This window comes from Amycolatopsis sp. cmx-11-32, from assembly GCF_047608695.1.
In the GTDB taxonomy this organism is placed as follows: domain Bacteria; phylum Actinomycetota; class Actinomycetes; order Mycobacteriales; family Pseudonocardiaceae; genus Amycolatopsis.
This window is the reverse complement of the sequence record NZ_JADNQN010000007.1, coordinates 308,131-332,013: the sequence shown is the minus strand read 5'-3', so window position 1 is coordinate 332,013 and position 23,883 is coordinate 308,131. Positions and strand designations below refer to the sequence as shown.

The 23,883-nt window shown below is 68.9% G+C and carries 19 protein-coding genes; 6 read left to right on the top strand and 13 right to left on the bottom strand.

Features of this window, described 5'->3' with window-relative positions:
- Positions 1–3: 3 nt before the first annotated feature.
- Positions 4–498 carry a hypothetical protein gene (locus ACM6LR_RS23385; protein WP_414941251.1) on the top strand — a complete coding sequence of 165 codons (495 nt, stop codon included), beginning with the start codon at positions 4–6 and terminating at the stop codon, positions 496–498.
- Between the two features lie 22 nt (positions 499–520).
- Here the strand turns inward: ACM6LR_RS23385 and ACM6LR_RS23380 are convergent, their stop codons facing one another.
- Entirely contained in the window at positions 521–1,906 is a 1,386-nt protein-coding gene (locus ACM6LR_RS23380) for an MFS transporter (RefSeq protein WP_414944486.1), read from the bottom strand.
- Positions 1,903–3,507, bottom strand: coding sequence for a flavin-containing monooxygenase (locus ACM6LR_RS23375; protein ID WP_414944485.1), 1,605 nt, complete (start codon positions 3,505–3,507; stop codon positions 1,903–1,905). The genes ACM6LR_RS23380 and ACM6LR_RS23375 overlap by 4 nt, the downstream gene beginning before the upstream one ends.
- A 272-nt stretch (positions 3,508–3,779) precedes the next feature.
- Here ACM6LR_RS23375 and ACM6LR_RS23370 point away from each other — a divergent pair, with 272 nt between their 5' ends.
- Positions 3,780–4,199 carry a hypothetical protein gene (locus tag ACM6LR_RS23370; RefSeq protein ID WP_414944484.1) on the top strand — a complete coding sequence of 140 codons (420 nt, stop codon included), beginning with the start codon at positions 3,780–3,782 and terminating at the stop codon, positions 4,197–4,199.
- A 99-nt stretch (positions 4,200–4,298) separates the two neighbouring features.
- Positions 4,299–4,808 carry a hypothetical protein gene (locus ACM6LR_RS23365; RefSeq protein ID WP_414941254.1) on the top strand — a complete coding sequence of 170 codons (510 nt, stop codon included), beginning with the start codon at positions 4,299–4,301 and terminating at the stop codon, positions 4,806–4,808.
- Between the two features lie 172 nt (positions 4,809–4,980).
- On the opposite strand, the gene ACM6LR_RS23360 is transcribed toward ACM6LR_RS23365, so the two are convergent.
- On the bottom strand, positions 4,981–5,367 hold the full coding sequence (locus ACM6LR_RS23360; RefSeq protein ID WP_414944483.1) for a MerR family transcriptional regulator: 387 nt from the start codon (positions 5,365–5,367) through the stop codon (positions 4,981–4,983).
- A gap of 318 nt (positions 5,368–5,685) precedes the next feature.
- Between ACM6LR_RS23360 and ACM6LR_RS23355 the strand changes: the two genes are divergently transcribed.
- From ACM6LR_RS23355 to ACM6LR_RS23345, 3 genes are all read left to right on the top strand, one after another.
- Positions 5,686–6,885, top strand: coding sequence for a sensor histidine kinase (locus tag ACM6LR_RS23355; RefSeq protein ID WP_414941255.1), 1,200 nt, complete (start codon positions 5,686–5,688; stop codon positions 6,883–6,885).
- Positions 6,873–7,520, top strand: a complete 648-nt coding sequence (locus ACM6LR_RS23350; protein WP_414944482.1) for a response regulator — start codon at positions 6,873–6,875, stop codon at positions 7,518–7,520. The genes ACM6LR_RS23355 and ACM6LR_RS23350 overlap by 13 nt, the downstream gene beginning before the upstream one ends.
- 464 nt (positions 7,521–7,984) lie before the next feature.
- Positions 7,985–8,179 carry a hypothetical protein gene (locus ACM6LR_RS23345; protein ID WP_414941257.1) on the top strand — a complete coding sequence of 65 codons (195 nt, stop codon included), beginning with the start codon at positions 7,985–7,987 and terminating at the stop codon, positions 8,177–8,179.
- A gap of 251 nt (positions 8,180–8,430) precedes the next feature.
- Here the strand turns inward: ACM6LR_RS23345 and ACM6LR_RS23340 are convergent, their stop codons facing one another.
- From ACM6LR_RS23340 to ACM6LR_RS23295, 10 genes are all read right to left on the bottom strand, one after another.
- On the bottom strand, positions 8,431–11,760 hold the full coding sequence (locus tag ACM6LR_RS23340; protein WP_414944481.1) for a serine hydrolase: 3,330 nt from the start codon (positions 11,758–11,760) through the stop codon (positions 8,431–8,433).
- Positions 11,757–12,749, bottom strand: a complete 993-nt coding sequence (locus ACM6LR_RS23335) for an ABC transporter ATP-binding protein (protein ID WP_414941260.1) — start codon at positions 12,747–12,749, stop codon at positions 11,757–11,759. The genes ACM6LR_RS23340 and ACM6LR_RS23335 overlap by 4 nt, the downstream gene beginning before the upstream one ends.
- Positions 12,746–14,653 (bottom strand): dipeptide/oligopeptide/nickel ABC transporter permease/ATP-binding protein, encoded by a 1,908-nt coding sequence (locus tag ACM6LR_RS23330; RefSeq protein ID WP_414941261.1) that lies wholly within the window; start codon positions 14,651–14,653, stop codon positions 12,746–12,748. The genes ACM6LR_RS23335 and ACM6LR_RS23330 overlap by 4 nt, the downstream gene beginning before the upstream one ends.
- 1 nt (position 14,654) lies before the next feature.
- A complete protein-coding gene (locus ACM6LR_RS23325) occupies positions 14,655–15,635 on the bottom strand; it encodes an ABC transporter permease (protein WP_414941263.1) in 981 nt (326 codons plus the stop codon).
- Positions 15,635–17,233 (bottom strand): ABC transporter substrate-binding protein, encoded by a 1,599-nt coding sequence (locus ACM6LR_RS23320; RefSeq protein WP_414941264.1) that lies wholly within the window; start codon positions 17,231–17,233, stop codon positions 15,635–15,637. The genes ACM6LR_RS23325 and ACM6LR_RS23320 overlap by 1 nt, the downstream gene beginning before the upstream one ends.
- Before the next feature lie 9 nt (positions 17,234–17,242).
- Positions 17,243–18,145 carry a serine hydrolase gene (locus ACM6LR_RS23315; protein ID WP_414941265.1) on the bottom strand — a complete coding sequence of 301 codons (903 nt, stop codon included), beginning with the start codon at positions 18,143–18,145 and terminating at the stop codon, positions 17,243–17,245.
- Positions 18,142–19,530 carry a serine hydrolase domain-containing protein gene (locus tag ACM6LR_RS23310; RefSeq protein WP_414941266.1) on the bottom strand — a complete coding sequence of 463 codons (1,389 nt, stop codon included), beginning with the start codon at positions 19,528–19,530 and terminating at the stop codon, positions 18,142–18,144. Before ACM6LR_RS23310 ends, ACM6LR_RS23315 begins: the two co-directional genes overlap by 4 nt.
- 120 nt (positions 19,531–19,650) lie before the next feature.
- Entirely contained in the window at positions 19,651–20,562 is a 912-nt protein-coding gene (locus tag ACM6LR_RS23305) for a serine hydrolase (RefSeq protein WP_414941267.1), read from the bottom strand.
- Positions 20,563–20,764: 202 nt separating this feature from the next.
- Complete coding sequence (locus tag ACM6LR_RS23300; protein ID WP_414941268.1) at positions 20,765–22,024, bottom strand: MFS transporter; 1,260 nt, start codon at positions 22,022–22,024, stop codon at positions 20,765–20,767.
- A 150-nt stretch (positions 22,025–22,174) separates the two neighbouring features.
- Entirely contained in the window at positions 22,175–23,815 is a 1,641-nt protein-coding gene (locus tag ACM6LR_RS23295; protein WP_414941269.1) for a PucR family transcriptional regulator, read from the bottom strand.
- Positions 23,816–23,883: the final 68 nt, after the last annotated feature.

Here is a 23,883-nt window from a genome sequence, read left to right as displayed (position 1 = left end):
ATCGTGCTTGTCACCCCCGCCGATCTGCGCGTCCTGCTTGGCGAGGACCTGCACACCGAAGTGGTGGTGTACTTCACCACCAAGACCGACCACCCAAGAGACTTCGTGGAGCGCCAAGTCCTGGAGTGCCTGCGCTACCTGTATCTCGTCTCCGCCCATCAGGACCAGCTGGCGGGCACGTTCTTGCCGGTGGAGCAGGAGATCGACGAGGTGTGGCACTACCTGATCCTGCAGACCCGCGAGTACCGGGAGTTCTGCACCCGGTTGCCTGCCGGATTCTTCATCGAGCACCGCAGCATCAGCTACACCGAGTACGCCGAAGAGGCGCCGCGCGAGCGCACCGCGGCGGAGGCGCTGCGGTGGATTCCGCTCTACCGGGCGGCGTTCGGTCCCTACGACGAGGGCGCGCTACCCCATTGGACGATGGTCCGCTTCCTGCACGAACAGCTGGACATGTCGATGGAGCAGATCGCCGAGCTGGACATGGCCGCCATCTGAACCCGGGCCTGCCCGTGCCGGTTCAGTCCCGTGCGGCCACCGCCCGGCGCCCGGCCATCGCCACCGCGATCCCGACCGCGAGCTGCACCGACAGCACGACAGCGAACGCGGTGGCGTGGCCGGCGCCGACGAGTCCGGTGTGGACGGACCCGAGCGCCGCCACCCCGATCGCCATCGAGCCCTGCTGGGTGGTCACCAGCACGCCCCCGCCAACCCCGGCGTACTCGGTCGGTACGGCGGCGAGCACCGAGATCTGCGAAGACCCGATTACCAGCGCCTGCCCCCAGCCGATCAGCACCAACCCGGGCAGGACCCACCACACCGCGCCATCGAGCAGCAGCACGCCGAGCAACCACAGCACACCGGTGGCCTGCACCAGCGCTCCGGCGGCCAGCACGCCGTCACCGAGCTTGGCGCGCAACCCCGGCACGGCGAACGACCCGGCCAGGAACGCCGCCGACATCGGCGCGACGGCCAGCCCGGCCAGTGCCGGGTCGAGGTTGAATCCGTTCTGCAGCGTCAGCGGCAACGCGAACAGGTACCCCGCCCAGGCCGCCAGGAAGGGCGCCACCAGCAGCAATCCGCCGCGCACCCGTGGCTCGGTCAGCACCGACGGCGGCAACAGCGGCATCCGCCCCTGTTTGACGACCCAGTTCTTCGTACGCCACAACGCCACCGCCGCGACCGGCGCTCCGGCCAGCAGCGCGATGGTCCACCACGGCCAGCCCAGCAGCAGCCCCCGGTTGAGCCCGGCCAGCAGCAGCACGATCGTGGCGGCCAGCAGCGCGGTGCCGCGTAGATCGACACCGGCCGGATGCGGCGACCGGGTGTCCGGCACGAGCAGCAGGACCAGCACCACCGCCGTGATCCCGAGCGGCAGGTTCACCAAGAAGATCAGCCGCCACGAGGCGCCCCACAGATCGGCCTGCACCAGTATCCCGCCCAGCACCAGCCCGAGGATCGCGGCGAGCCCGCTGACCGCGGCGTACCGGCTCATCGCCCGCGGTTTGCGCTCCGCGTCCTCGGCGGCCTGGATCGTACCCAGCACCTGCGGCGGGATCAGCGCGGCCGCCGCCCCCTGCAGGATGCGGGCGGCCACCAGCCAGTCACCTGTCCCGGCAAGCGCGCACAGCAGCGAGGCGAGCGTGAACACCACCAGCCCCACGACCAGGACTCGCCTACGCCCGTAGGCGTCGCCGAGCCTGCCACCGAGGACCAGGAAGACGGTGAACGCCAACCCGTATCCGGCCACCACCAGCTCCAGGTCGGACCCGGAGGCACCCAGGTCGGCGGCGATGGTGGGCAGCGCGACGTTGACGATGAAGGAGTCCATCATCGGCAGCAGCGCGGCCAGCAGCACCACCGCCAGCCCGAGCGACCCCAGCTTCCGCTGCTTGACGGTGGTCATGCGGTCCGGAACCCCCGGTAACCCTCGTTCGCGACCCCGTCGCAGATTCGGCGGTAGGCGTCCAACCCTCCGGCGAAGGGCGCGAACACCCGCGCCTTACCCTCGATGTTGGCCCCCAGATAGTAGGAATCGGTGTGCGGGTACAGGGTTTTGCCCGCCAGGTCGGCGACCTTGGCCACCCAGTCGTCCTGGGCGGACTCGATCGCCTCGATCTCGGTGATGTCGTGTTCCCGGGCGTAGACGAGCAGATCGCGCACCCACTCGACATGGTGCTCGATCGCGCGCATCACGTTGGACAACACCATGGTGCTGCCGGGACCGGTGAGCGTGAACAGGTTGGGGAACCCGGCCATCGCCAATCCGAGATAGCTGCGGGGCCCGTCCCGCCAGGTATCGGCGAGCAGCTGCCCGTCGCGGCCGGTGATGCCCATCCTGGTCAGTGCCCCGGTGAAGGCGTCGAACCCGGTGGCCAGCACGAGCACGTCCAGCTCGTGGTCGCTACGCGTGGTCCGGATTCCGGTCTCGGTCACCTCCTGGATCGGGTCGTCCCGCAGGTCCACGAGCCTGACGTGCGGGAGGTTGAACGTCTCGTAGTAGTCGTCATCGACGCACAGCCGCTTGGTGCCGATGGGGTAACCGGTCGGCGTGAGTGCCCGCGCGGTCTCCGGGTCGTGCACTGCCTCACGCACGCGATCGCGGAAGTAGTCCGCCAGCACCGCGTTCGCGGTCAGGTCGCGACCGGTGTCGGTGAAGGTCGCCACGATGTGCGTGCCACCGCGCGCCCACCCCTTGTCGAACTCCGCGGTGCGCCCCGCGGGGTCGGTCTCCAGGGCGGCCCTGCCGGTGCCGGTCACCGGATGCCCGAACCGGGTGGTGCGGGCGTTCTCCACCCTCTGCTCGTATCCGGCGACAGCGGCGTCCCGCTCGGCCTGGGTGAGCGGCCGATTGCGGGCGGGGACACTGAAGTTGGCCGTACGCTGGAAGACCACCAGCTCGGCGGCCGTCTTGGCCAGTTCCGGCACCACCTGGATCCCGGAAGACCCGGTGCCGACCACCCCGACCCTCCGCCCGGCCAGCTCAACCGGTTCGGCCGGCCACCGCGAGGTGCGCAGCACCGTCCCACCGAACCGCGCCAAACCCGGAATAGCCGGAGTGTTGACCGCGGACATGCAGCCCACGGCCGTCACCACGAACCGCGCCCGCACGCGCTCATCGGTGTCGGTGGTCAAGGTCCAGGCACCATCGGCAAAAGCCGCGCCGGTGATCGTGGTGCCGGTGGTGATGTGCGGCCACAACCCCCGCCGGTGGGCGAAGTGCTCGGCGTAGCGCAGGATCTCCGGCTGGGTGGCGAACCGCTCCGACCACTGCCAGGTCGCGTACAGCTCCCGGTCGTGCAGGTAGGAATAGTCCAGGCTCTCCACGTCGCACCGCGCGCCGGGGTAGCGATTCCAGAACCAGGTACCGCCCACTCCGGTGGCCGATTCGTAAGCATGGCAGGAGAACCCGTGCTCGCGGAGTCGGTCGAGCATATGCAACCCCGCGAACCCGGCCCCGATCACCGCGATGTCCAGCACGGCGTCGAGGTTACACAATCCAGTCAATCACTCCATCTACGCCCGAAAGGGACCATAAGGACGTCATCCGGCGTCAACGCGCGCCGCCCGGTGCTCGACCTCGACACGACCGGCATCCGCAGTGCGGCGACTGGGCCACCATGCCCGCTCTGGAGGATCGACGGGAGAGGTCAGCCCCCCGTCGACGGTTGTCGAACCACGCGTTCCGCACGTCGGCCGCGGCACTGGATCGCCGACCTGGCGGCTCACCGGAGTCAAGATCCTTCGTGACGTGGCCCTGCGCGCAATACGCCGACAGCATGCAGCAGCCGGAGAATGCCGCGATCGCGGCACACCACGTGGTCACACTTTCGGTTGCCCCGATCCCCGCGTTCGGCGGCTCACTTGACGCCGAAATGCTCCATCATCTCAGACACGAGAAAGGAGACCCGAGAACGGGTCCGGGAATTCCCGGAACAACAGGTCCCCGTAATGGACAACCGCAGGATAGCCCGTCGTCGATGCCGTGCCGCCGTGACGAGCGCGCACCGGGGTCGTCCTGGAATGGTTTTTCATCGACACGAATGACTTCTGCTTCGTCAAAAGATCAGGGAATCATGGAGAAACTCCGGGAAAGCGGCCATTCGAGTGGATCCACGGTGGCCGATGACGGCATTTATCCCGTGGCGGAATCACTGGACCAGAGCTTCCTCGGAAAATCGGCGAGTTTGCCGGAATAATACTGCGCGAGCATGCAAAGCTTGGACCGAATGCACCAACTTGGGAGCCGTTCGCGGAATTCCGTGGCGGATTGCGGAATTGGCGGTAATGCTTTGGGCATGAGTTCATCGCGTACACGAGTCTTTACTGCTCTCGCCGTCGCCGCGTTGTCGCTGGGTGCCATCGCCCCCGCCCAGGCGGACCCCATCCAGTTGCCGGGCATCAGCGAGCCGAACCCGGAGGACCCCGGGGCAGGCGGCGGTTCCGGCGGCAGCACGACGGCCGCCTACGTCCTGCAGGGCGTAATCCAGAAAGAGGGCCTCCAAAGCGACGGGATCAGCAAACGGGTGAAGATCCGCGGCTACTCGCGCTTCGCCACCCCGGGCAACGACCGCCGCGACGCTGACTACATCAACGTCCGGTGCACAGCCACCGGACCGGGCGGCTCCGAAACGGGCAAATACGACTCGGAGAACGGCGGCGCGCTGGTCGACGTCGACTTCGAAACGCCCTGGATCCCCAACGGCGCCGTGTTGCGCACGGTCCACGTCGCCTGCACCCACTACGCCACCAAGGCGGGTGTGGTCTACGAGAACACCAGCGCCACCGACATCACCGTCCCGTACTGACAAGAATCGATCCGACAGTCGGCTCCGTGCCGCGCGGGCGGGCAACTGACGATCGGGCAGGGCACCGCGACGGCGTAATTCCCGTGGCGGTCGCCCTCCCGGGTTCGACCCCGGTGGACGAATTCCATGGGCGGTTCAGCCCGGCGACCGGCGGCCGGGCTCCGTACAGGCGTCAGCTGTCTGCGAGGTACTGACCGAGGAGTTGTCCCGTGCGCTCGATGCAGCGCATCCGAGCGGGAGAGAAGTCGTACGGCATCTTGGTGAACGCTTCGAAGGCGCTCATCTGCGGTTCGTGCTCCTCGTCCTCGTCGCCGTAGATCTCGAAGCTTCTCCTCGTCCGTGTGTCGTCGAGCCTGATGCCGGCCTCTGCCATCTTGCGGATCCACAGCAGGCGGATCATGTCGTCGTAGCCGTAGCGGCGGTGGCCGTCCCCGCCGCGCTCAGGCTCCCGAAGCAGACCGATCTGATGGTAGTGGCGGATGGCGCGTGGAGTTGTTCCAGCGAAGGCGGCGGCATCGCCGATCTTGACGTGGCGGGGAGACGTGAAGGAAAGGTGCATCGCAAACGGAGTCTTCCGTGCTGTGGTGCCTCCAAGGACAGCACATGCCGCTACGGCATGTGCAACACGCCACCCAGGCCCCACCCTGTGGGTTCTCTCGCGGTTCTGAACTGTTGATCATGGCTGTCGGCGCACGCGTGAAAGTGCCCCAACCGGTATGTTCGGGTCGCGCTTGTTCGTCGGCAGACGCCGGGCTGCTGCGGATCTCGCGTGCGACGACCCGGATGAGCGCCCCGCGAACTCGTCGGCTCGTCCGCGTGGGTCCCGCAGGGTCCGGCCGGACAGCCACCGCCGGAGTCAGGATGGGACACTGTCCGGGTGATCACCCGGCTGCGGTCCTGTTGGTCCGCGATCCGGTACCTGGCGATCGGCGCGGCCTCGTCCATGGTCGCTTGGTTCGCGCTCACGGGCATGATCTTCGTGCTGTTGATGTGCCCGTTCGGTGTCGGGATCCCGGCCTTGCCGATCGCGCTCGAGCTGATCAGGCGGCCGGTCAACTTCGAACGCCGCCGGGCCGCCCGGCTGCTGGGTGAGCCGATCCCCGAGCCGTACCGCTCCGGGAATCCCGTGACGGATCCGGCCTCCCGCCGAGACCTCGGCTGGCTCGCTTTCCACGCTGTCACCGGTTTCGTCATCGGGACGTTCGCCATCGCGCTGCCGCTCGGCGGGCTCCGGCAGATCATCTCGGCGATGGTCTGGCCGTCGGTGGACGGCGGGGTGGAAAGCTCGCTCGGCTTCATGGTGACGTCCTGGCCGCTGGCGGCGCTCAGCGTGGTCACCGGCGCCGGCATGATCGCGGTCACGTTCCTGCTCCCGCGGGTGGCCCGCTGGCAGGCTTCCGTCGCGCGCAAGCTGCTCGCGCCCGCGGCGGGCGTCGTCCTGACCGACCGCGTGGTCGAACTGGCCGCGTCCCGCGCCGCCGCGTTGGAGGCGCACGGCGCCGAACTCCGCAGGCTCGAACGGGATCTGCACGACGGGACGCAGGCGCGGATCGCCGCGGTGGTGCTGCAACTCGGGATCGCCGACTCGATCTTCGACAAGGACCCCCGAAAAGCGCGGGAGTTACTCGGCAAGGCACAGGACACCGCGACCGGCGCACTCGCCGAACTGCGGACCGTGGTGCGCAGTATCTATCCGCCGTTGCTGACCGACCGCGGTCTCGACGGCGCCGTCACGGCCTTGGCCGACCGCTGCCCCGTTCCGTGCACTGTGGACGTTCTCAGCAGCAGCCGTCGTCCCGCCGCGGTGGAGGCGGCCGCCTACTTCGTCGTCGCGGAGATGCTGACCAACATCACCAAACATTCCGGCGCCGAACACGCCTGGGTCACTCTTGACGGCACCGCCGACACCCTCAGCATCGAAATCCGTGACGACGGCCACGGCGGCGCCGACGAATCCCAGGGCAGCGGGCTCGCCGGGATCCGCAAACGCGCCGAAGCGTTCGACGGGACATGGAAGTTGACCAGCCCGGCCGGTGGGCCGACCGTAGTGAAAGTGGAGTTGCCATGCGGGTCGTGATCGTCGAGGACGACGCGCTGCTGCGCGAAGGTCTCGTCCTGCTGTTGAACACCTCGGGCATCGATGTCACCGCGGCCGTGGACAACGTGGACGAGTTCCTCGACGTGGTCACCAAGGAGCGGCCCGACGCGGTGATCACCGACGTGCGCCTGCCGCCCACGCACACCGACGAAGGCCTCAGGGCCGCCGTGAAGGCACGGAAAACGCACCCCGGACTGCCGGTGCTGGTGCTGTCCGCCCATGTGGAGACGGGCTACGCGGCCGAACTCCTCGCCGACGGCAAGGGCGCTGTCGGATACCTGCTCAAGGAACGGGTCGGGAAGGTCGAGAAGTTCCTCGACGCGCTGGACCGGGTCGTCAAGGGCGGGACCGCCATGGACCCCGAGGTGATCACGCAGCTGATGGCCCACCGCCGCGCCACCGACCCGCTCGAGTCGCTGACGGCGCGGGAGCGCGAGGTGCTCGGGCTGATGGCGGAGGGGTACAACAACACGACCATCGCGGAGCTTCTGGTGGTGAGCGACGGTGCCGTGCACAAGCACATCCGGAACATCTTCGCGAAGCTGGGGTTGCCGGAGGACAGTGGACATCGGCGGGTGCTGGCCGTATTGGCTTACTTGAGCCGCAAGGGCTGACGAAGAACCCGAAGTCTTCCCGGGCCTTGGCATCGAGGGCCTTGGGCAGGCGGCTGTGGGCCGGAATCGATCATGCCTCTCACGCCGAGTCCGGCAGCGAGGAGCTGGTGCTTGCCGGTTTCCCGTTTCCAGGTGCCGCTCCAGTCGAGCCGGTAGGCGATTTCGGCGGCCAGTCGCCGCACCATGGCCGGATCGTCGTTCTCGAACTTCGGAGAGAGACGGGGACTTCGGCGGGCCTCAGTCGCTCTGGGCGAAAGGTTCGGGGTCGGCGACCCATGAGCGCAGTGGCCGGGTCAGCCACCGACTCGGCGCCGATCTCAGCCCGCACCCTGCGTCGGATCGCGGCCGTCAGGATCGCGGAAGTCCGCGAAGATCCCCAGTCACCACGGGTAGCGCCAGCACCACCTCACAACCGGGGGTCACTCCCCTGGCCTCCCAACCCTCCGATCCCTAACGTTTTTCCCATGAACGACACCAAAAACGCGAGCAGCGCACTGGTCACCGCCTCCCTCTGGCTCGTCCTCCTCGTCAGTGCCGCGGCCAACTCGATCGGCCAGTTCGCGGGCATGGACTACCCGTACCGGATGATCGCGGGCGCCGTCTCGGTCATCTGCATCGTGCTGCTGGTCATCCGCTACTTGGCGCGGCGCAAAGCGTGAGCCGAAGTGACCGACCGGATGTTCCTTCCACTGGGTATGGACCACAGTTCGGCGCCCGGTGACCGCATCCGTGTTCCCGGCGGACATGCCCGCGGCTACCACCTGGTCGGACGGTCCCGTGCGGCGTGACCGTGATCGGTCACAATGGCGGCGTGCCCGGCTACGGCACCGTCCGCACCCTCATCGACAAGGTCGCCCGATCCTGAAATCCACCTGCGTCCGGCAGTCGCCCGCCGGACGCAGGTGGACATCTAGGACACCTTCGGCGTCGCGCGCACGCCGTAGTGCATGTACGGCTCACCGGTCGGCAACGTGTAGAAGGTGACCGGCATCCACGTCCGCGCCCCTGGCTCTCGGCAGACGTAGAGCGAGTCGGTCACCGGAACCAGGTCGAACTCCATCGTCTTCTCCGGCATGAGATCGGCCAGCGGACCCGTGGCGGTCTGACGGAGCCGGATCCCGTCCCCTCCGGCCAAGACCTCCATCAGCACGCCCGCCCGTTCGTAGACACCGACGTGCCGTGAGCCGTCGACGGTGACCGGGACGGCGGGTGGTTCCAGCGGCCGCGGCATCGCCACATCGGCGAGTTCGGCGAAGATCTCCCGGTACAACTCCTCGTACAGGTCGCGGGTGTTGCCGCCGTTGGTGAGCAACGTGACGGCGAGCCCTTGGTCGGGCAGCAGCCGCAGGAACGCCGACTGCCCGATCGTGTTGCCGTCGTGGCCGATGACCCGCCGCCCGCTCCAGTCGTCGCGGATCCACCCGAGTCCCCAGGAGTCGCCGAGCGAGTGCTTGTCGGGGATGTCGGTCTGCTTCTCGGCCATCGCCGCGGCGGACGCCGTCGTCAGGATGCGCTCCCCGTCCGGGGTGAGGCCGCCGGTCAGGTGCAGCCGGGCGAACCCGAGGACGTCCTTCGTCGTGGCGGTGATCAGGCCCGCCGGGCCCATGTTCCGCGGCAGCCCCCAGATCGGCGCGGGCCGCGGGTCCTCGTCCGCGCCTGCGACGTGACCGACGGCCGCGCGGAACATCAGCGCTTCCTCGGGCAGGGTCACGGTGTGGGTGAGGCCGAGCGGGGCGAACAGCTTCTCCCGCATCGCGGCGTCCCAGCTCAGCCCGGTGAGCTTCTCGATCACCCGGCCCATGAGCACGAAACCCGAGTTGCAGTACGAGAAGGTCTCGCCGAGCGGATGGTTCTGCGCGGCCTGGTCGAGGATCTCGACGTAGCGCTCGAGACAGTCGTCGCCCCGCCCGGTGTCGGTGAAGACGTCACCGTCGATCCCGCTGGTGTGCGTCAGCAGGTGGCGCATGGTCACCTGCTTGGCGACGTCCGGATCGGCCAGCCGCAGTTCGGGGACGACGTCGGAGATCGGCGCGTCCAGATCGAGCAGCCCTTCGTCCACCAGCCGCATCACCACGGTCGCTGTCCACACCTTGGAGACCGAACCGATCTGGAACACCGAATCCTCGGTGACCTCGACCCCGGTCGCCGTGTTCAGCACGCCGTGGGTGACGTGTACCTCGGTAACTTCCTCGCCGTCACCGATCCGCGTGATGCCCAGCACCGCACCGGGGACGCGGTACTTGCGCGCCAGTTCGGCCAGCCGCCGCCGCCAGTGCGCCGCCTCGATCGGCACTCGCGACACCCCGTCCGCCGGCGCCGCGTACTGCTCGACCCAGTCCAGCACACGCCGGTTGAAGTCGAGACGGTGCGAAGGCGGGCCGTCGAGGATGAACAGGTGCGAGCTACCGGGGTACAGCACCAGCCGGGACGGGACGCCACGCGCACGCAGGGCGCCAAACCACTGCTCGGCCTGTCCGACCGGGCACCGCTCGTCTTCCGCGCCCTGGATGACCAGCGTCGGTGTCCGCACCTGTGCGACCTGGGCGAACGGCGAGAACCGCTCATTGGTCTTGTCCCACGACGGGCTGCCCAGCTCACTGACGGCCAGGTAGTACCCGGCGTCGGAGGTGCCCTCCATGCTGGTCAGATCGCTGACCACGCCACCGGCGACAGCGGCGGCGAAGCGATTGTCGCGGCTGGTCAGGTAGCAGGTCATGAACCCGCCGTAGCTGTAGCCCGCGACGGCGAGGCGGTCCGCGTCGGCGATTCCTTCGGCGACCAACTGGTCCAACGGTTCGAGGAAGTCGCGGGAGTCGGCGGCGCCCCACCCGCCGACAGCGCCAGTGAAGAAGTCCTCGCCGTAGCCGTCGCTGCCGCGGGGGTTGAGCAGCAGTACCGCCCAGCCTCGTGCGGCGAGTTGCTGGTGGTAGAGGTGGATCGAGTCGGCAGCACCGTTCCAGGCGTTGTGCGGGCCGCCGTGGATGTCGAGCAGCAGCGGCGCGGCGCCGGTCCGGGCAGGGTCGCGGAGCAGCCAGCCGTGGACGACAGTGCCGTCGCCGACGGTGAATTCCCGTTCCTCGTGGCGGAAGAACTCGATCTCGGCGACCGAGGCGCCATGCTCGGTACGCACGTCAGCAGCGCCGGTCGCCGGGTCGACGACCGCGATCTCGCCGAACGAGGTGCCCGTGGCCAGGACGACCGCCACCTTGCCGCCCGCGATGTCCATTCCGGACACGACGTGGTCGGCGCCCGCGAGGACCGCACGCGGCGTTCCACCGTCGGTGTCCACTTCGTACAGATGGGTGCAGCCGCGGTCGCGGACGCCGAACAGCACCGAACCACCGCCCGCGGTCAGGTGCGGGAGAGCACCGGGATAACCGTCGCCGCCGGACATCACGTTGCGGTCCAAGGAAGCCGTCAGGTCGACCGGGTCACCGCCGTCGAGCGGGACCCGCAGCAGCCCGAGGTGGCCGACTTCGGTGTCCACCCGGCCGGTCACCAGGAGTTCGCGGCCGTCGGCGGTCCAGCCGACCGGGCCCGCCATGCCTTCGCCGGAGCCGATCAACCGCGGCTCCGACGTCTTCGTGGTCACGTCGAGAACGTAGGCACCGGAACGGAAAGTCAGGTCCGCGTCGGCGTCCCGTCCGGCGGAGAACGCCAGGTGTGTGCCGTCGGGCGACCAGGCGGGATCAGCGGCATGCCAATCGCCGAAAGTGACCTGCCGGACTTCCCGCGTGGCGACGTCGAGGACGTGCAGGTGCTTGCGGATGGTCTTGATCAGCCCGGCCCCGTCGGCCTTGAAGTCCAGCCGGTCCGCCACCACCGGGGCGTTCGACGCGGATTCACCACCCGCCAGGTCGACAGCGGCCGAGAACGCGATCTTGCCGCCGTCCGGGCTCCACACCGGAGCACCCGCCCCGAGCGGAAGCTCGGTGATCCGTTCGGCCTCCCCGCCCGACGACGGCAGGAACCACACCTGCGGCGGCCCGTCTTCTGCCCGCAGGAACGCGATCCGCGTACCGTCCGGCGCCCAACTCGGCGCCAGGTCGGCGGTTCCGCGCGTGAGCTGCCGGGCTTCGCCGGTGGTCGCGCCGACCTCCCAGAGGGTGTTCACGTTCCGGTCCTCGTCGCGGTCCGCGGTGCGCAGGACGTAGACGATCCGGCCGCCGTCCGGCGACAGCGCGGGCTGGCTGGGGATGGCGATTTCGTACAGGTCGTCGAGATCGAGACGTCGGGTCATGGTGCGGTGACTCCTCGGGAGATCGCGGGCCGGTGGCTCTCGGTTTCACTGAAATGGCAGGCCGCCGAGTGACGTCGGTGTGCCGAGTCCCCGGTCGGATCCGCCTGGAGGCAGAGTGCGCGGTCGGCGCGCGCGAGCGGGCCGACCGGACAGCGGGTGTGGTAGCGGCATCCGGCCGGCGGGTGGTGCGGGTCGGCGGGTTCGGTGTCGGCGGTCGCCTCGTCCGTGCCGGTGTCCAACAGCGAGGTGTGCGCGGAAGGTGCCGCGGCGAGCAGGTCCTTGGTGTACGGATGCTGAGGATCGGTGAGCACCTGCTCGGCCGGGCCGACCTCGACGATCCGGCCGAGGTACATCACGGCGACGATGTCGCTGAGGTAGCGCACGACGGCGAGGTTGTGCGAGATGAACAGCATCGACAGGCCGAGCCGCCGCTGCACGGACCGGACGAGGTTGAGCACCGCGCCCTGCACCGAGACGTCGAGCGCGGAGGTGATCTCGTCCGCGATCAGCACCTCCGGCCGCCCCGCCAGCGCGCGGGCGAGCGCCACCCGTTGCCGCTGGCCACCGGACAGCTGCCCTGGCAGGTGACCGGCGCGCTCCGGGTCGAGGTTGACCAGTTCCAGGAGCCGGGCGACCTCGTCCCGGCGCGCGCCACGACCGGGAAGGACACCGCGCGGGATCGCTTCGGTGATCGACTCACCGATGCTCATCCGGGGGTCCAAAGAGGAATACGGATCCTGGAACACCATCTGCAACGGGCGGCGCCGGGGCAGCTTCCGGACGTCCACCCCGCCGAGCAGGACCCGCCCGGCGCTGACCGGTGAGAGTCCGACGGCGGCGCGGGCCAGCGTCGATTTCCCCGAGCCCGACTCACCGACGAGCCCGACGACCTGTCCGGAAGGAACGGTCAGCCCGACGTGGTCGACCGCGGTGAGACCACGTCTCCCGCCGTACCGCACACTCACCGCGTCGAAGACGAGATCGCTCATTCCGCACCTCCGGCGGTCACGGTCTCTTTGACCGGACGGGAAAACGACGTCTCGTGCGGATACCAGCACGCGACGCGGTGCCCGGTTTCCACGCGCTCCAGCACCGGGTCTTCGAGACGGCACTTGTCGGTCACGGCGGGACACCGGTCGGCGAAGGCACAGCCGGAAGGCACGCGATCCGGTTCCGGCGGACGGCCGGGGATCACCGCGAGCGGCGCGTCGCGATCGGTGTCGAGGTCGAGCGTCGCGGCCAGCAGCGCCCGCGTGTAGGGATGCCGTGGCGTCCCCGCCGACGGCAGGTCCTCCACCACCCGGCCCGCGTACATGACCAGCATCCGCTCGCAGGTCTGCGAAACGACCGCGATGTCATGGCTGATCAGGATGATCGCCGTGTTCCGCTCGGTCCGCGTCCGAGCCAGTAGACGGAGCAACTGCCGCTGCACGGTGACGTCCAGAGCCGTGGTCGGTTCGTCGGCGATGATCAGCCGAGGGTCGCCCATCAGGCCCATGCCGATCATCGCCCGTTGCCGCATCCCGCCGGAGAACTCGTGCGGGTACTGCTTCGCCCGCCGTTCGGCGGCGGGGATGCGCACGGCGCGCAACCGGTCCACGGCCCGCTCGAACGCCTTGGCGCGCGGAAGACCCTGGTGCTGTTCGGCGACCTCGGCCAGCTGACGACCGATCCGCCTGGTCGGGTTGAACGAGGTCATCGGATCCTGGAACACCATGGCCAGCGACGTGCCCAGCAAGCCACGCAAGTCCCGTTCCGGAGTCGTCAGCAAGGGTGTTCCGGCGAAATCCAGCCGGTCCGCGGTGACCACGGCCGGCGCTTCGACCAGCCGTGACACCGCCAGCCCGGTCAGGCTCTTCCCCGAGCCCGACTCACCGACGACGCCGATCGCCTCGCCCGCGTGGACGGTGAAGCTCACCCCGCGCACCGGGACGGTCCAACCCGCCGGACGCGGGAACGCCACTTGGAGGTTCTCCACCACCAGAACGGCGTCGTCACGTTCCTCGACGACGTCCTCTCGCACTGGAGTCACCGGACGCGGTTCGAGTTTCCGCGACCCGGTGCGGACCCCGATCACCCCGGCCACGGTCTCCCCCACCAGGTTGAAGGCGAGCCCCGCGAGGACCACCGCGACACCGGGTGCCAGAGCGGCCGCCGGGTTGACGTAGATCCCGTTGAGCCCTTCGCCGAGCAGCCGTCCCCAGTCGTATTCCGGTGCCTGCACACCGATCCCGAGGAACGACAACCCGGAGAACGCCAACAGGCAGGCGCCCGCGCCGATGGTCGCGTTCACCACCAGCGGCTCGCCGATGTTCGGCAGGATGTGCCGGACCAGCAACCGGATCCGGCCGACGCCGGAGATCCGCGCGGCGGACACGAAGTCCTGGCCCGCCACGGAGGCCGACAGCGTCTGGGCCAGCCGCGCGAACGCCGGTGCCAGCGCGAAGCCGACCGCCAGTACCGCGCCGTGGGTACCGACGCCGAAGATGACCGAGAAGAACAACACCAGCAGCAGCCCGGGGAACGCGACCGCGATGTTCACCGCCGACGTGACCAGCCGGGCGGCGGGCCGCGGCAGCAGTGAGGGCAGCGTGCCGAGGACGAGTCCCGTCACCACCCCGATCACCGTCGCGAGCAACGCCAGCAGCACCGAAAGCCGGGTCGCCACCAGGACACGGAAGAGAATGTCGCGGCCGAGCTCGTCGGTCCCCAGCCAATGCGCCGCGGACGGGCCTTGGCCGATCGCGTCGGTTTCGATCGCGAAGGCGTTGTCGTGCCACAGGATCGGGGCCAGCACCGCGAGCCCGAGCACCACGACCAGCAGGGTCGCCGAGAAGGCGCCCACCGGGGTACGCAGGGCCGCGACCCATTTCGCGCGCCGATTCACCACCATTTCAGGTCTCCCGGATCGTCGAACGCGGATCGAGGACGGCCAGCAGCACGTCCACCGTCAGATTCACCAGCAGCACTCCGATGCCGTAGATGAGCACGATCCCCTGCACCAGCGGATAGTCCTTCTGCAGGATCGACTGCGCGATGGTCGAACCGAGACCCGGCCAGGCGAACACGTTCTCCACCAGCACCGTCCCGGCGACCATCCCGGTCAGCATCAGCCCGCCCATGGTCAGCGTCGCGGTCAGCGCGTTCGGCAGCGCGTGCCGGAGGTAGACCAGCCGTGCGGGCAACCGTTTCGCCCGCGCGGTGCGGATGAAGTCGTTGCTCAGCACCGAAAGCGTCTCCACCCGCACGATACGGGCCAGCACGGAGGCCGGGCCGAGCGCCAGCGCGATCATCGGGAGCACGAACGAACTCGCGCCGTCGCTTCCGGCGACCGGGAACCAGCCGAGCTGGACCGCGAAGAACGCGACCAGCGCGACAGCCACCAGGAACTCGGGAATGGCCGCGAGCAGCACACTCGTCGAGGTGAACGCCAGTTCACTGCCCCGCCGCCTGCCGCCGCGGGTCAGCACGGCGAACAGGACGCCCAGGGGGATCGCGACCACGATGACCACCGCGAAGGCAGGCAACGCCAGTTGCAGGGTGGCGGGCAGCCGGTCGCCGATCACCTCGGAGACCGGCTGCCCACTCGTCATCGACGTCCCGAAGTCACCGGTGAACAGCCCGCCGAGGTAGTGGACGTACTGCAGCCACAGCGGATCGTTGAGGCCGAGGGCCTCCCGCCGCGCGTTCACCAGGTCCACCGGCGCGGTCAGGCCGAGCGCCGCCCGGACCGGGTCGCCGGGGATCAGCTGGATCATCAGGAACGCCGTGGTGACCAAGACCCACAGCGAAACCGCGAACCGGCCGAGACGGCGGACGGCGAACGAGAGCCAGGGACTGCCCCGCAACCCGGCCGGGGCGAGTGCGACCGTCATCAGCTGTACATCCGGACACTCGACGGCTCGATCGAACCGAAGTTGACCTTGAATCGCGCGTTGCTGCCGAAGGTCGGGATGACCGAGTTGACAAAGGGCACGACGTCGAGCCGCTCGATGAGCGCCGTTTCCGCCGCGAGCCAGGTCGCGCAGCCCGAATTACCCGGCAACTTCGCCGCCTCGACGGCCTGCGTCGTGTACCGCTCGTTCTCGATGTGCGCGAAGTTCGTGCCGGCGGGTGGTTTCGGCCCCGAGACGAACGGCACGACCTGACTCGGCAGCAGCAAGGTGACTGGTGCCAGCGAGATGTCCCACTCGCCGGTGGTGAAGAGCACCTGATTGGTTCCCGGGCTGTCGACACCTTTGAGTGTGACCTCCGCGCCGACGGCCTTCCAGGACTGCTGCATCAGTTCGGCGGACGGCGCCATCGTCGGCCCGAGTTGAGTGCCGTAGATGGCGTTGAGGGCGAGGCGCTTGCCGTCCTTGACGCGCACGCCGTCCGGTCCCGGTGCCCAGCCGGCCGCGTCGAGAGCGGACTTGGCAGCGGCGACGTCGAACGCGGGCAGCTTGCCGTTCACCGAATCGCCGGCACAGGCCCTGGGTTCGGTGGTGACCATGCCCTGGCTCGGCGCTCCGGCACCACTGGTGAGCACCTTGCCGATCTGCGCCAGATCGAGTGCCTGCATCAGCGCGCGGCGGACGGCCTGGTCACCGCCCGCCCGGCCGGGCGCCTGGTTGAACCAGATCTCGCCCATCGGCACGACCTGGTCTCCGTGGTACAGCTTCTGGGCACGCAGCCGTTGCTGATCCTGACCGGTGATCCGGCCGGCGTTGAGTTCACCGGACAGCAGCAGGTTCGCCGCGGTCGTCATGTTCTGGATGACCCGGAAGGTCACCTTCTCCGGCAGGCCCGGCTGGTCCTTCTTCCAGTCACCCGGTCCCCACGCGTAGTCCTTGCGCCGGGTGAGGGTGTAGTGATCGTTCGGCACGGCCTCGGTCATGGTGAACATGCCGGTGCCGTAACGGCCTTTGGCCAGCGTCACCCGGTCGGTCACGCCCTTGCCGCAGACGATCGGCAGGTTGCCCACGTTCCGGAGCAGGAAGGCGTCCGGCGCCCCGCTGGCGAGGGTGATCGTCCGCGCCGCGTCGTCGGCGGTCGCCTTGGTTCCCGGCGCGACCGTGAGCCCCGACATGGGGGACTTGTTGGCGGGATCGCCGACGAAGTCGATGTTCGCCACCACGTCACTCGCGGTCAGCGGAGTGCCGTCGTCGCAGGTGATCCCGTTCCGCAGGGTAAAGGTGGCCGTGGTCGTGGTGGCCTCCCACTTCTCGGCGAGACCCGCGATCGGCTTGCCCGTCTCGTCGAGGTTGATCAGGCTGTCGTACAGGAAGCGGCCGATCTCGAGGGCGGTCGACAGCACGGTCATCGCCGGGTCGAGCGCTCCCGGATCCGTGCCGATCGCCATGGTGAAGGTCTTGCCTTCGGTCAGTTTCTGGTTCGCGGTCCGGTCCTCCCCGGATTGCGACGTCCCCCCGCACGCGCTCACGGTCAAGGCCACCACGCTCGCGATAGCGGCGGTGAGCCGGGCTTTCTTCATGGGGTTCTCCTACGGGGTCGCGGTCTGCGCACGAAGGTGTTCGACGGCGAGGCGGGCGGCCTCACCGATGGCGGAATCGACCGCGGGCAGGCGGTCGGCGAGGGAGTCGGCGCGGGTGAACACCGCGACGGCGTACCGGCGGCCGTCCACCTGGGTCACCACCCCCGCTTCGTTACGGACGGCGGGCAGGGTCCCGGTCTTGGCCGCGATCGCCACGCCTGCCGGGAAACCGGACGAGATCCGGTGCGGCCAGATCTGCTGGGCCATGATCGTCCGCACCCGTTCGCAGGCGGCCGGGTCGCCCGCGCGGTCGGTCCAGATCGCGTCGAGCAGTGTGGTGATCTCACGCGGGGTCGACGACGTGGTGCGTTCCGGGTCGACCACCGAGAGCTTCCACAGCTGTTCCTCGCTGGCGCCGGCGAAGACCGCTTCCAGATCGTCGCCGGGTTTCGCGCCGAGGTCGGCGAGGACGGACGCGAACAGGTCCTCACAGCAGCCGATCAGCCGTGTCCTGGTGAGTCCGAGATCGGCCGGCACCTGGTCGACGGCCTCCTGTCCGACCCGGTGGTAGATCAGGTCGGTCGCGGCGTTGTCGCTCATCGTCAGCATGAAATGCGCGAGGTCCCGCCAGCTCATCTCGACGTCGTCGGCGCAACCGGCGGTGCCGACCCCGCCGATCCGGTAGCGCGCGGTGACGCGGGTCCGCTCGGTCTCGTCGAGCCTGCCCGCGGCCACCTCACGGGCGAAGGCGACCGCCACCGGGATCTTGAACACCGACGCCAGCACGACCAGGTCGTCCGCGCCGACACCGACCTCGGGACCGTCGGGTACGCCGACCTCGCGGGCGTGTACGAAACCGCGTGCGCCTGCCTTTGCGAAGACCGCTTCGATCTCCTCGGCGATCGCCGTCACCGGCTCACCCGCCGGTCGGCGCGTCCGGTATGGACGTACAGCGCGCGCCCGTCGCCGTCGTCACCGACGAACGCGTGCGGCATGTGCAAGCCCAGTCCATCGTGCTCGACGACCAGGGTGTCGCCTTTGTAGCCGAGCAGCCTGCTTTTCTCCGGTCCAGTGCCGAGATCGGCGAAGATCCCCTTCGGCGTGCGCTCCAGCCACAGAGCGCCTTCGTCGTCCTGGCTGACGACGATGTCCGCCACCTGCGACGAGTACTCACCCACGAACCGGGACGCGTCGGCCGGAGCCTCGGCGGCGTCGGGTTCGGGCAGCGGCGGGACTTCGACACCAGCCAGGTCGCCCAGCACCTTCCGGAAGATGTCCAGGTAGAGGTGCAGCGGCTTGCCGCCGTTGGTCAGCAGCGCCACCGCGACGTTGCTGCCCGGCACCACCCGCAGGAACGCCGACTGGCCGATGGTGCCGCCGTCGTGGCCGATCACCGGGCCGCCGTCCCAGTCGAAGATCATCCAGCCGAGTCCCCACGCCCCGCCCATCAGGCCGAGGTAGGGCAGTTCCACCTGGCGCTCCCACATGGCGCGCGCGGTTTCGGGCTCGATCACCTGGGTGCCGTCGTCCGCGCGGCCTTCGTTCAGGTGCATGCGCGCGAAGGTGAGCAGGTCACGCGGGCGCATCGCGAGATGCGAACCGGCGGGGACGTTCGAGCGGGTCAGCGCCCAGACGGGTGCGGCGACCGGTTCGTCGTCCGGCGTCGGCTGGACGTGGCCGATCGCGGCGCGGTACCGGATGGCGTCATACGGTCCGGCGGCGGCGTGAGTCAGCCCGAGCGGCGCGAAGAGGTGCTCGCGAAGGCAGTCGTCGTAGGACTTCCCGCGCAGGACCTCGACGATCCTGCCGAGCACGCAGTAACCGGCGTTGTTGTAGGAGAACATCTCCCCCGGCTGGAACAACTGGGGGACGTCGGACAGCGTCGCCACGAGCTTCGCCACGCAGTCGTCCCCCTGTCCGGTGTCGGTGAAGATGTCACCTTCGAACCCGGACGTGTGACAGGTCAGCTGCCGGACGGTGATCCGCGACGCCGCGTCGTCGTCGGAGAGGACGAACTCCGGAAGGTAGTCGCGGACCGGCTTGTCGAGATCCAGCCTGCCCTCGTCGACCAGCTGCATCGCGAGGGTGGTCGTCCACACCTTGGTGATCGAGCCGATCTGGAAGACGGAATCCACTGTGGACTCGACGCCGGTCCCCTTGTTCAGCACCCCGGCCGCGTGGTCGATCACCTCGCCGTTCGCGAAGACGGCGACGGCCGCGCCGGGCACCTGGTGTTCGGCCAGCAGGGCGGGAAGGTTCTGTTCGAGCCAGGCATCGATTTCGGAAAGTTTCGACATGGGCATCCTCGTCCGTGGAAAGGGTGGACCGGCAGTTCCCGGAATGCTAGGACGGTGACGGGCGTCACCGGTTCGTGCGGAACGACGAGAGCGACGGGAAAATTCATCCGGGCGGACGAATCATTCGCTCCCGGCCTCGGGAAGCCTGAGCCATTCCACCGCCCGTGCGGCGGCGAAGCCGATGAACGCGTCCCGTTCCGGCACTCGCGACCGCGCGTCGACGGCGTCGGTGAAGATCCCTACCGCGTAACGGCCCCCATCCGGGTACTCGACCACGCCGACCTCGTTGCGCACCGACGGCAGGGTCCCGGTCTTGCCGCTGACGCGGATCCCGTCGTCCGGGAACCCCGACCGCAGTCGGTGCGGCCACACCTGGAGTTCCAGCCAGCGCCGGACGTCCGCGCACGCGGTGGGCGAAGCCGCCTCGTCACGCCAGATCAGCCCGAGCAGCCGGGTGATCTCCTCGGCGGTCGTGGCGCAGGTAAGCGCCGGTTGCAGCGCGCGCAACCCGGCGATCCGCTCCATCGGGAGCTCCGTCAGCAGTCTTTCGTCGTCTTCGTACGACATTCCGAGGTCTTCGCCGATGCTGTCGAGCACCTCTCCGCAGTCCTGTGGGACGGTGGTGTGCTCGAAACCAAGGCGCCGCAACGTTTTCTCCGTCGCTTCCTTGCCGACACGGGTGAGGACCAGGTCGGTCGCGACGTTGTCGCTGATCCCGATCATCAGGATCGCGAGGTCGTACCAGGACATTGTGATCTCGTGCCGGAAGGTGGCCAGACCGTACGGGCTCGGCGTGGGATGCCCCGGCGGGACGGTGATCCGCTCGCCGAGGTCGAGCCCGTCGTCCGCGGCCTGCCGCGCCAGTTCCAGCGCGATCGGGACCTTGAAGACCGACGCCGTGACCACGGGTGTGTGTTCGTCGACGCCGATCCGCCGGGTGCCGTCGATCTCTGCCGCGTGCAGCCGGACGCGGACGCCTACCTCTTCGGCGCGGTCGTTAATCGTTTCGATGACTTCGGACGCGGTGGGCATGAGACTCCTGTCTGAGTGGGAGCGGCAAAGCAAAGGTCTCGTGTTCGGGCGCGGTGGGTCGTGAGGGGCGATTCGCGTTCTGACGAGGGGTAAGGCGAGGTGGCGTCTCAGGTGCTCGCCCGGGTGCTGATCTGGGTGTCGCGAAAGCCCGAATCGCCACTCACGACCCACGGCGAGCACCACGCCACCGTCGCGCTTCTGTCTACTTAGGACTCGCTTCGGGGAAGGTGAACTGCGCGGGGGTCTGCGGCACCCAGAACGCCATCACCGCGGCGAGGAAGGTGGTGCCGATGAGGAAACCGAACGCGGCGGTGTAGGAGAAGGCGTCGGCGAGCCAGCCCATCGCCACCGGGGCGACCGCGCCCGCCACCTGGCCGCCGAAGTTCATCACGCCCATGCCGATCCCGGTGACCTCCGTGGGCAGCACGCGCAACGGCAGGCCGAAGACGGCCATCGTCGCCATGCCGAAGACCGCGAGGGCGAGCGTCTCGTAGAGAGTGAACTCCGCCGTGCTGTCCGCCATCACCATCAGGATCAGCAGCACCACGGTCGCCATCGCGATCGAACTCAGGTACCAGCGGCCGTGATCGTGGAAGTAGCGATCGAACAGCCAGCCGCCGAGGATGGTCGTGACGATGCTGACCAGCATCGGGATCGCCGCGAGTACGCCGGTCTGGTTCAGCGTCAGTCCCCGCGCCTCGAGCAGGTAGCTCGGCACCCAGGTGATCAGGCCGTAGTTCAGCATGTTGGTGACGCAGAACAGCAGGGTGAACTTCCAGACCACGAAGGACTTCAGCACCTGTTTGCGCGAGACCGCGGGCCCCGCCGCCTCGTCACGCGGAAGACTGCTCAGCTCCACGGGAAGCGCTTTCGGCAAGAGCGTCCAGACGATCACGCCGATGATCGCGCCGATCCCCGCCATCCAGAAGAACGTGTGCCGCCAGCCGATCGCCATCAGCAGCGGTCCGACGATCAACGGCGCCAGCCCCGCGCCGATCCCGCCGGCGGACAGCATCACACCGGTCACCGTCGCACGGTTGCCGGGGGTGGTCCGTTCGGCGATCGCCTTGAACGAGGCTGCCGGGAAAAGTCCCTGGCACACGCCGAAAAGGCCGCGGACGACCAGCAACATGCCGAAGGTGCCCGCCATCCCGGTCATCGCGGTGAACGCCGACCAGAGCAGCAGTGTCACCAGCATCGGCCCGCGAGAGCCGTACCTGTCGGCGAGGAAACCCGCCGGGATCTGGCAGACCATGTAGACCAGCGCGAACACGGTCACGAGCCAGCCCTGTTCGGTCTTGCTGAGCTCGAATTCGGCGCCGATCATCGGCAGCGCCATCCCGATCGAGAACCGGTCGATGTAGTCGACCGCCCAGGCGAAGACCATCACCACCATGGTGATGAGCGCCGTCCGGTTGATCCGCCGCGCTGTCCAGGTGTCTTCTTTGACCACTGCCGTCATGGCACCTCCGCGGAAACGTTGGGAGAGAAGGAGAACGGCGCTGCAGTGGCGCCGATCACTCATTCTGAACAGCGATTGGCGAGCAGAGTTCGTGCGATCACACGAACATCCGAGGCTCTTTCGGGGCGGAGCGACCAAACCAGCCGCTGGTCAGGACTCCTCGGCGGACGCCCCGGTCCGCGTGTCACGGGGCAGCAGCCGTAGTTGCAGCATGGCGGCGAACCGCTCCCCCGCGTCGTCGAGGTCGATTTCGCCGACTTCGGCGAGGCGCCGCAACCGGTAGCGGAAGGTGTTCGGGTGGACGTAAGCCGCGGCGGACGCGGCACCGATGTCACCGAAGGCGTCCAGCCAGCACCGGAGGGTGTGCACCAGTTGTGATTGATGCTGCGCGTCGTAGGCGAGAAGCCGCGCGACAGGTCCTGTCGCGACGTCCCCTCTGGCCGCGGCGAGATCGGCCAGTTCCAGCATGAGCGCGTCGACGTGGACGTCTTCCACGGTAGCGACGCGTTTCGCGCGGGCGTTGGTGAGCAGTACGCGCAACGCCCGGTCGGCGCCGTCACGCGAAGCGCGCAGGCCGGAGCCGTCGAGTGCGAGCGGTCCGATGCCGATCGCGGCCGCCGCCCGGCGCCCGGTGCGCTCCAGGAAGGTCGACGCGACCCGCACCGAGCGCTCCTGGCAGTCGGTGTGACTGCCAGGCATCGGGACGATGCCGTAGGCGACGTCGCCCACCAGAGCGACGGCCGAACGCGGCTGGACGGCACTGAGGTGCATGGCCAGCGCGTCGGCGACCCGCTGGCGTTCCGCGACCAGGCGGAGATCGTCGTCCGGGGCGGGCGCGCCGAGCAGGCCCATGGCGAGCACGATCGACGGCTGGCCGAGCAGGCCGAGCCGGGCGATGGCCTCCGGTGCCCCGGTACCGCCTTCGAGCGCCGTGCTCACCAGGTCCGCCCGCAGCCGCCGTTCGACGTCGGCGCCCGCGCGCAGCCGGAGCATATGCAACGCGACCAGCTTGGCGGCGTCGATGAACGCCTGGGTCCGCTCCTCGCTGAGCGGTTCACGGACCACCGCCCAGATCGAACCGAGCACTTCGTCGCCGGCGCGGACGGCGAGCGCCACGCGCGGGATCGCGATCTCGTTGTCGTCGTAGCGCTGCGGATCGACATAGACAGGCGTGTGGTCGCGGTACAGCCTCTCGAAGACGCCGTCCCGTTCCAGGCCGCGGGCGAACCGCTCCGGCACCTGACGGCCGAGGATGGTCTCGACCCGGGAAGGATCCGCTTCGTCCTGGCGCCCGGAGAACGCGAGAATCCGGTTGCTGCGGTCCTCAATGGTCACCGGCGCGTCCAGCAGCGCCGCCACCGCGTTGGCCAGTGCGAAGAGGTCACCGGACGGCATTCCCCCGAGGGTCTGCGGTGAGACCTCTCCGACGTCTCCCTCGGCGAGCACCGTCCTGAGCATGGCGGCGAGCTGGGCCCAGGAGGCGCCGCGTGCGAGCCCGAGCAGGGCGACCCCGGACGAGTCCACGGCGCGCCTGAGTTCCGGCGTCGAGGTGACGGGAGACCGGACGACGAGCGCCGCCGCGCCGCTCGCACCCACGTCGTGCAAGAGGCGGACGATCTCGTCGGGCTCCCGTACCCCGACGCCGAGCACGACGGCGGAGGCGGGAAATTCCGACTCGTCGTGCCGATCGTGGATGACCACCCCGCCGAGCTGCTTGCGGGTGGTCCGGCCGACCGCGACCGGCTCCAGGAGCACGCCCCCGAGGTCCTCGAGGACGCGCCCCAAACTCATCTGTGGCTTGCTGGGCACCGGTGTCAGCACCCCCCGAAGTTAAACCCGGCCTCACCGAACCGAATGGT

Excerpts from the sequence above, each read along its gene's own strand:
- ACM6LR_RS23380 (WP_414944486.1), bottom strand. The coding sequence starts at position 1,906 with ATGACCACCGTCAAGCAGCGGAAGCTGGGGTCGCTCGGGCTGGCGGTG.
- ACM6LR_RS23370 (WP_414944484.1), top strand. The coding sequence starts at position 3,780 with ATGCAGCAGCCGGAGAATGCCGCGATCGCGGCACACCACGTGGTCACA.
- ACM6LR_RS23365 (WP_414941254.1), top strand. The coding sequence starts at position 4,299 with ATGAGTTCATCGCGTACACGAGTCTTTACTGCTCTCGCCGTCGCCGCG.
- ACM6LR_RS23360 (WP_414944483.1), bottom strand. The coding sequence starts at position 5,367 with ATGCACCTTTCCTTCACGTCTCCCCGCCACGTCAAGATCGGCGATGCC.
- ACM6LR_RS23350 (WP_414944482.1), top strand. The coding sequence starts at position 6,873 with ATGCGGGTCGTGATCGTCGAGGACGACGCGCTGCTGCGCGAAGGTCTC.
- ACM6LR_RS23345 (WP_414941257.1), top strand. The coding sequence starts at position 7,985 with ATGAACGACACCAAAAACGCGAGCAGCGCACTGGTCACCGCCTCCCTC.
- ACM6LR_RS23340 (WP_414944481.1), bottom strand. The coding sequence starts at position 11,760 with ATGACCCGACGTCTCGATCTCGACGACCTGTACGAAATCGCCATCCCC.
- ACM6LR_RS23335 (WP_414941260.1), bottom strand. The coding sequence starts at position 12,749 with ATGAGCGATCTCGTCTTCGACGCGGTGAGTGTGCGGTACGGCGGGAGA.
- ACM6LR_RS23330 (WP_414941261.1), bottom strand. The coding sequence starts at position 14,653 with ATGGTGGTGAATCGGCGCGCGAAATGGGTCGCGGCCCTGCGTACCCCG.
- ACM6LR_RS23325 (WP_414941263.1), bottom strand. The coding sequence starts at position 15,635 with ATGACGGTCGCACTCGCCCCGGCCGGGTTGCGGGGCAGTCCCTGGCTC.
- ACM6LR_RS23320 (WP_414941264.1), bottom strand. The coding sequence starts at position 17,233 with ATGAAGAAAGCCCGGCTCACCGCCGCTATCGCGAGCGTGGTGGCCTTG.
- ACM6LR_RS23310 (WP_414941266.1), bottom strand. The coding sequence starts at position 19,530 with ATGTCGAAACTTTCCGAAATCGATGCCTGGCTCGAACAGAACCTTCCC.
- ACM6LR_RS23305 (WP_414941267.1), bottom strand. The coding sequence starts at position 20,562 with ATGCCCACCGCGTCCGAAGTCATCGAAACGATTAACGACCGCGCCGAA.
- ACM6LR_RS23300 (WP_414941268.1), bottom strand. The coding sequence starts at position 22,024 with ATGACGGCAGTGGTCAAAGAAGACACCTGGACAGCGCGGCGGATCAAC.
- ACM6LR_RS23295 (WP_414941269.1), bottom strand. The coding sequence starts at position 23,815 with ATGAGTTTGGGGCGCGTCCTCGAGGACCTCGGGGGCGTGCTCCTGGAG.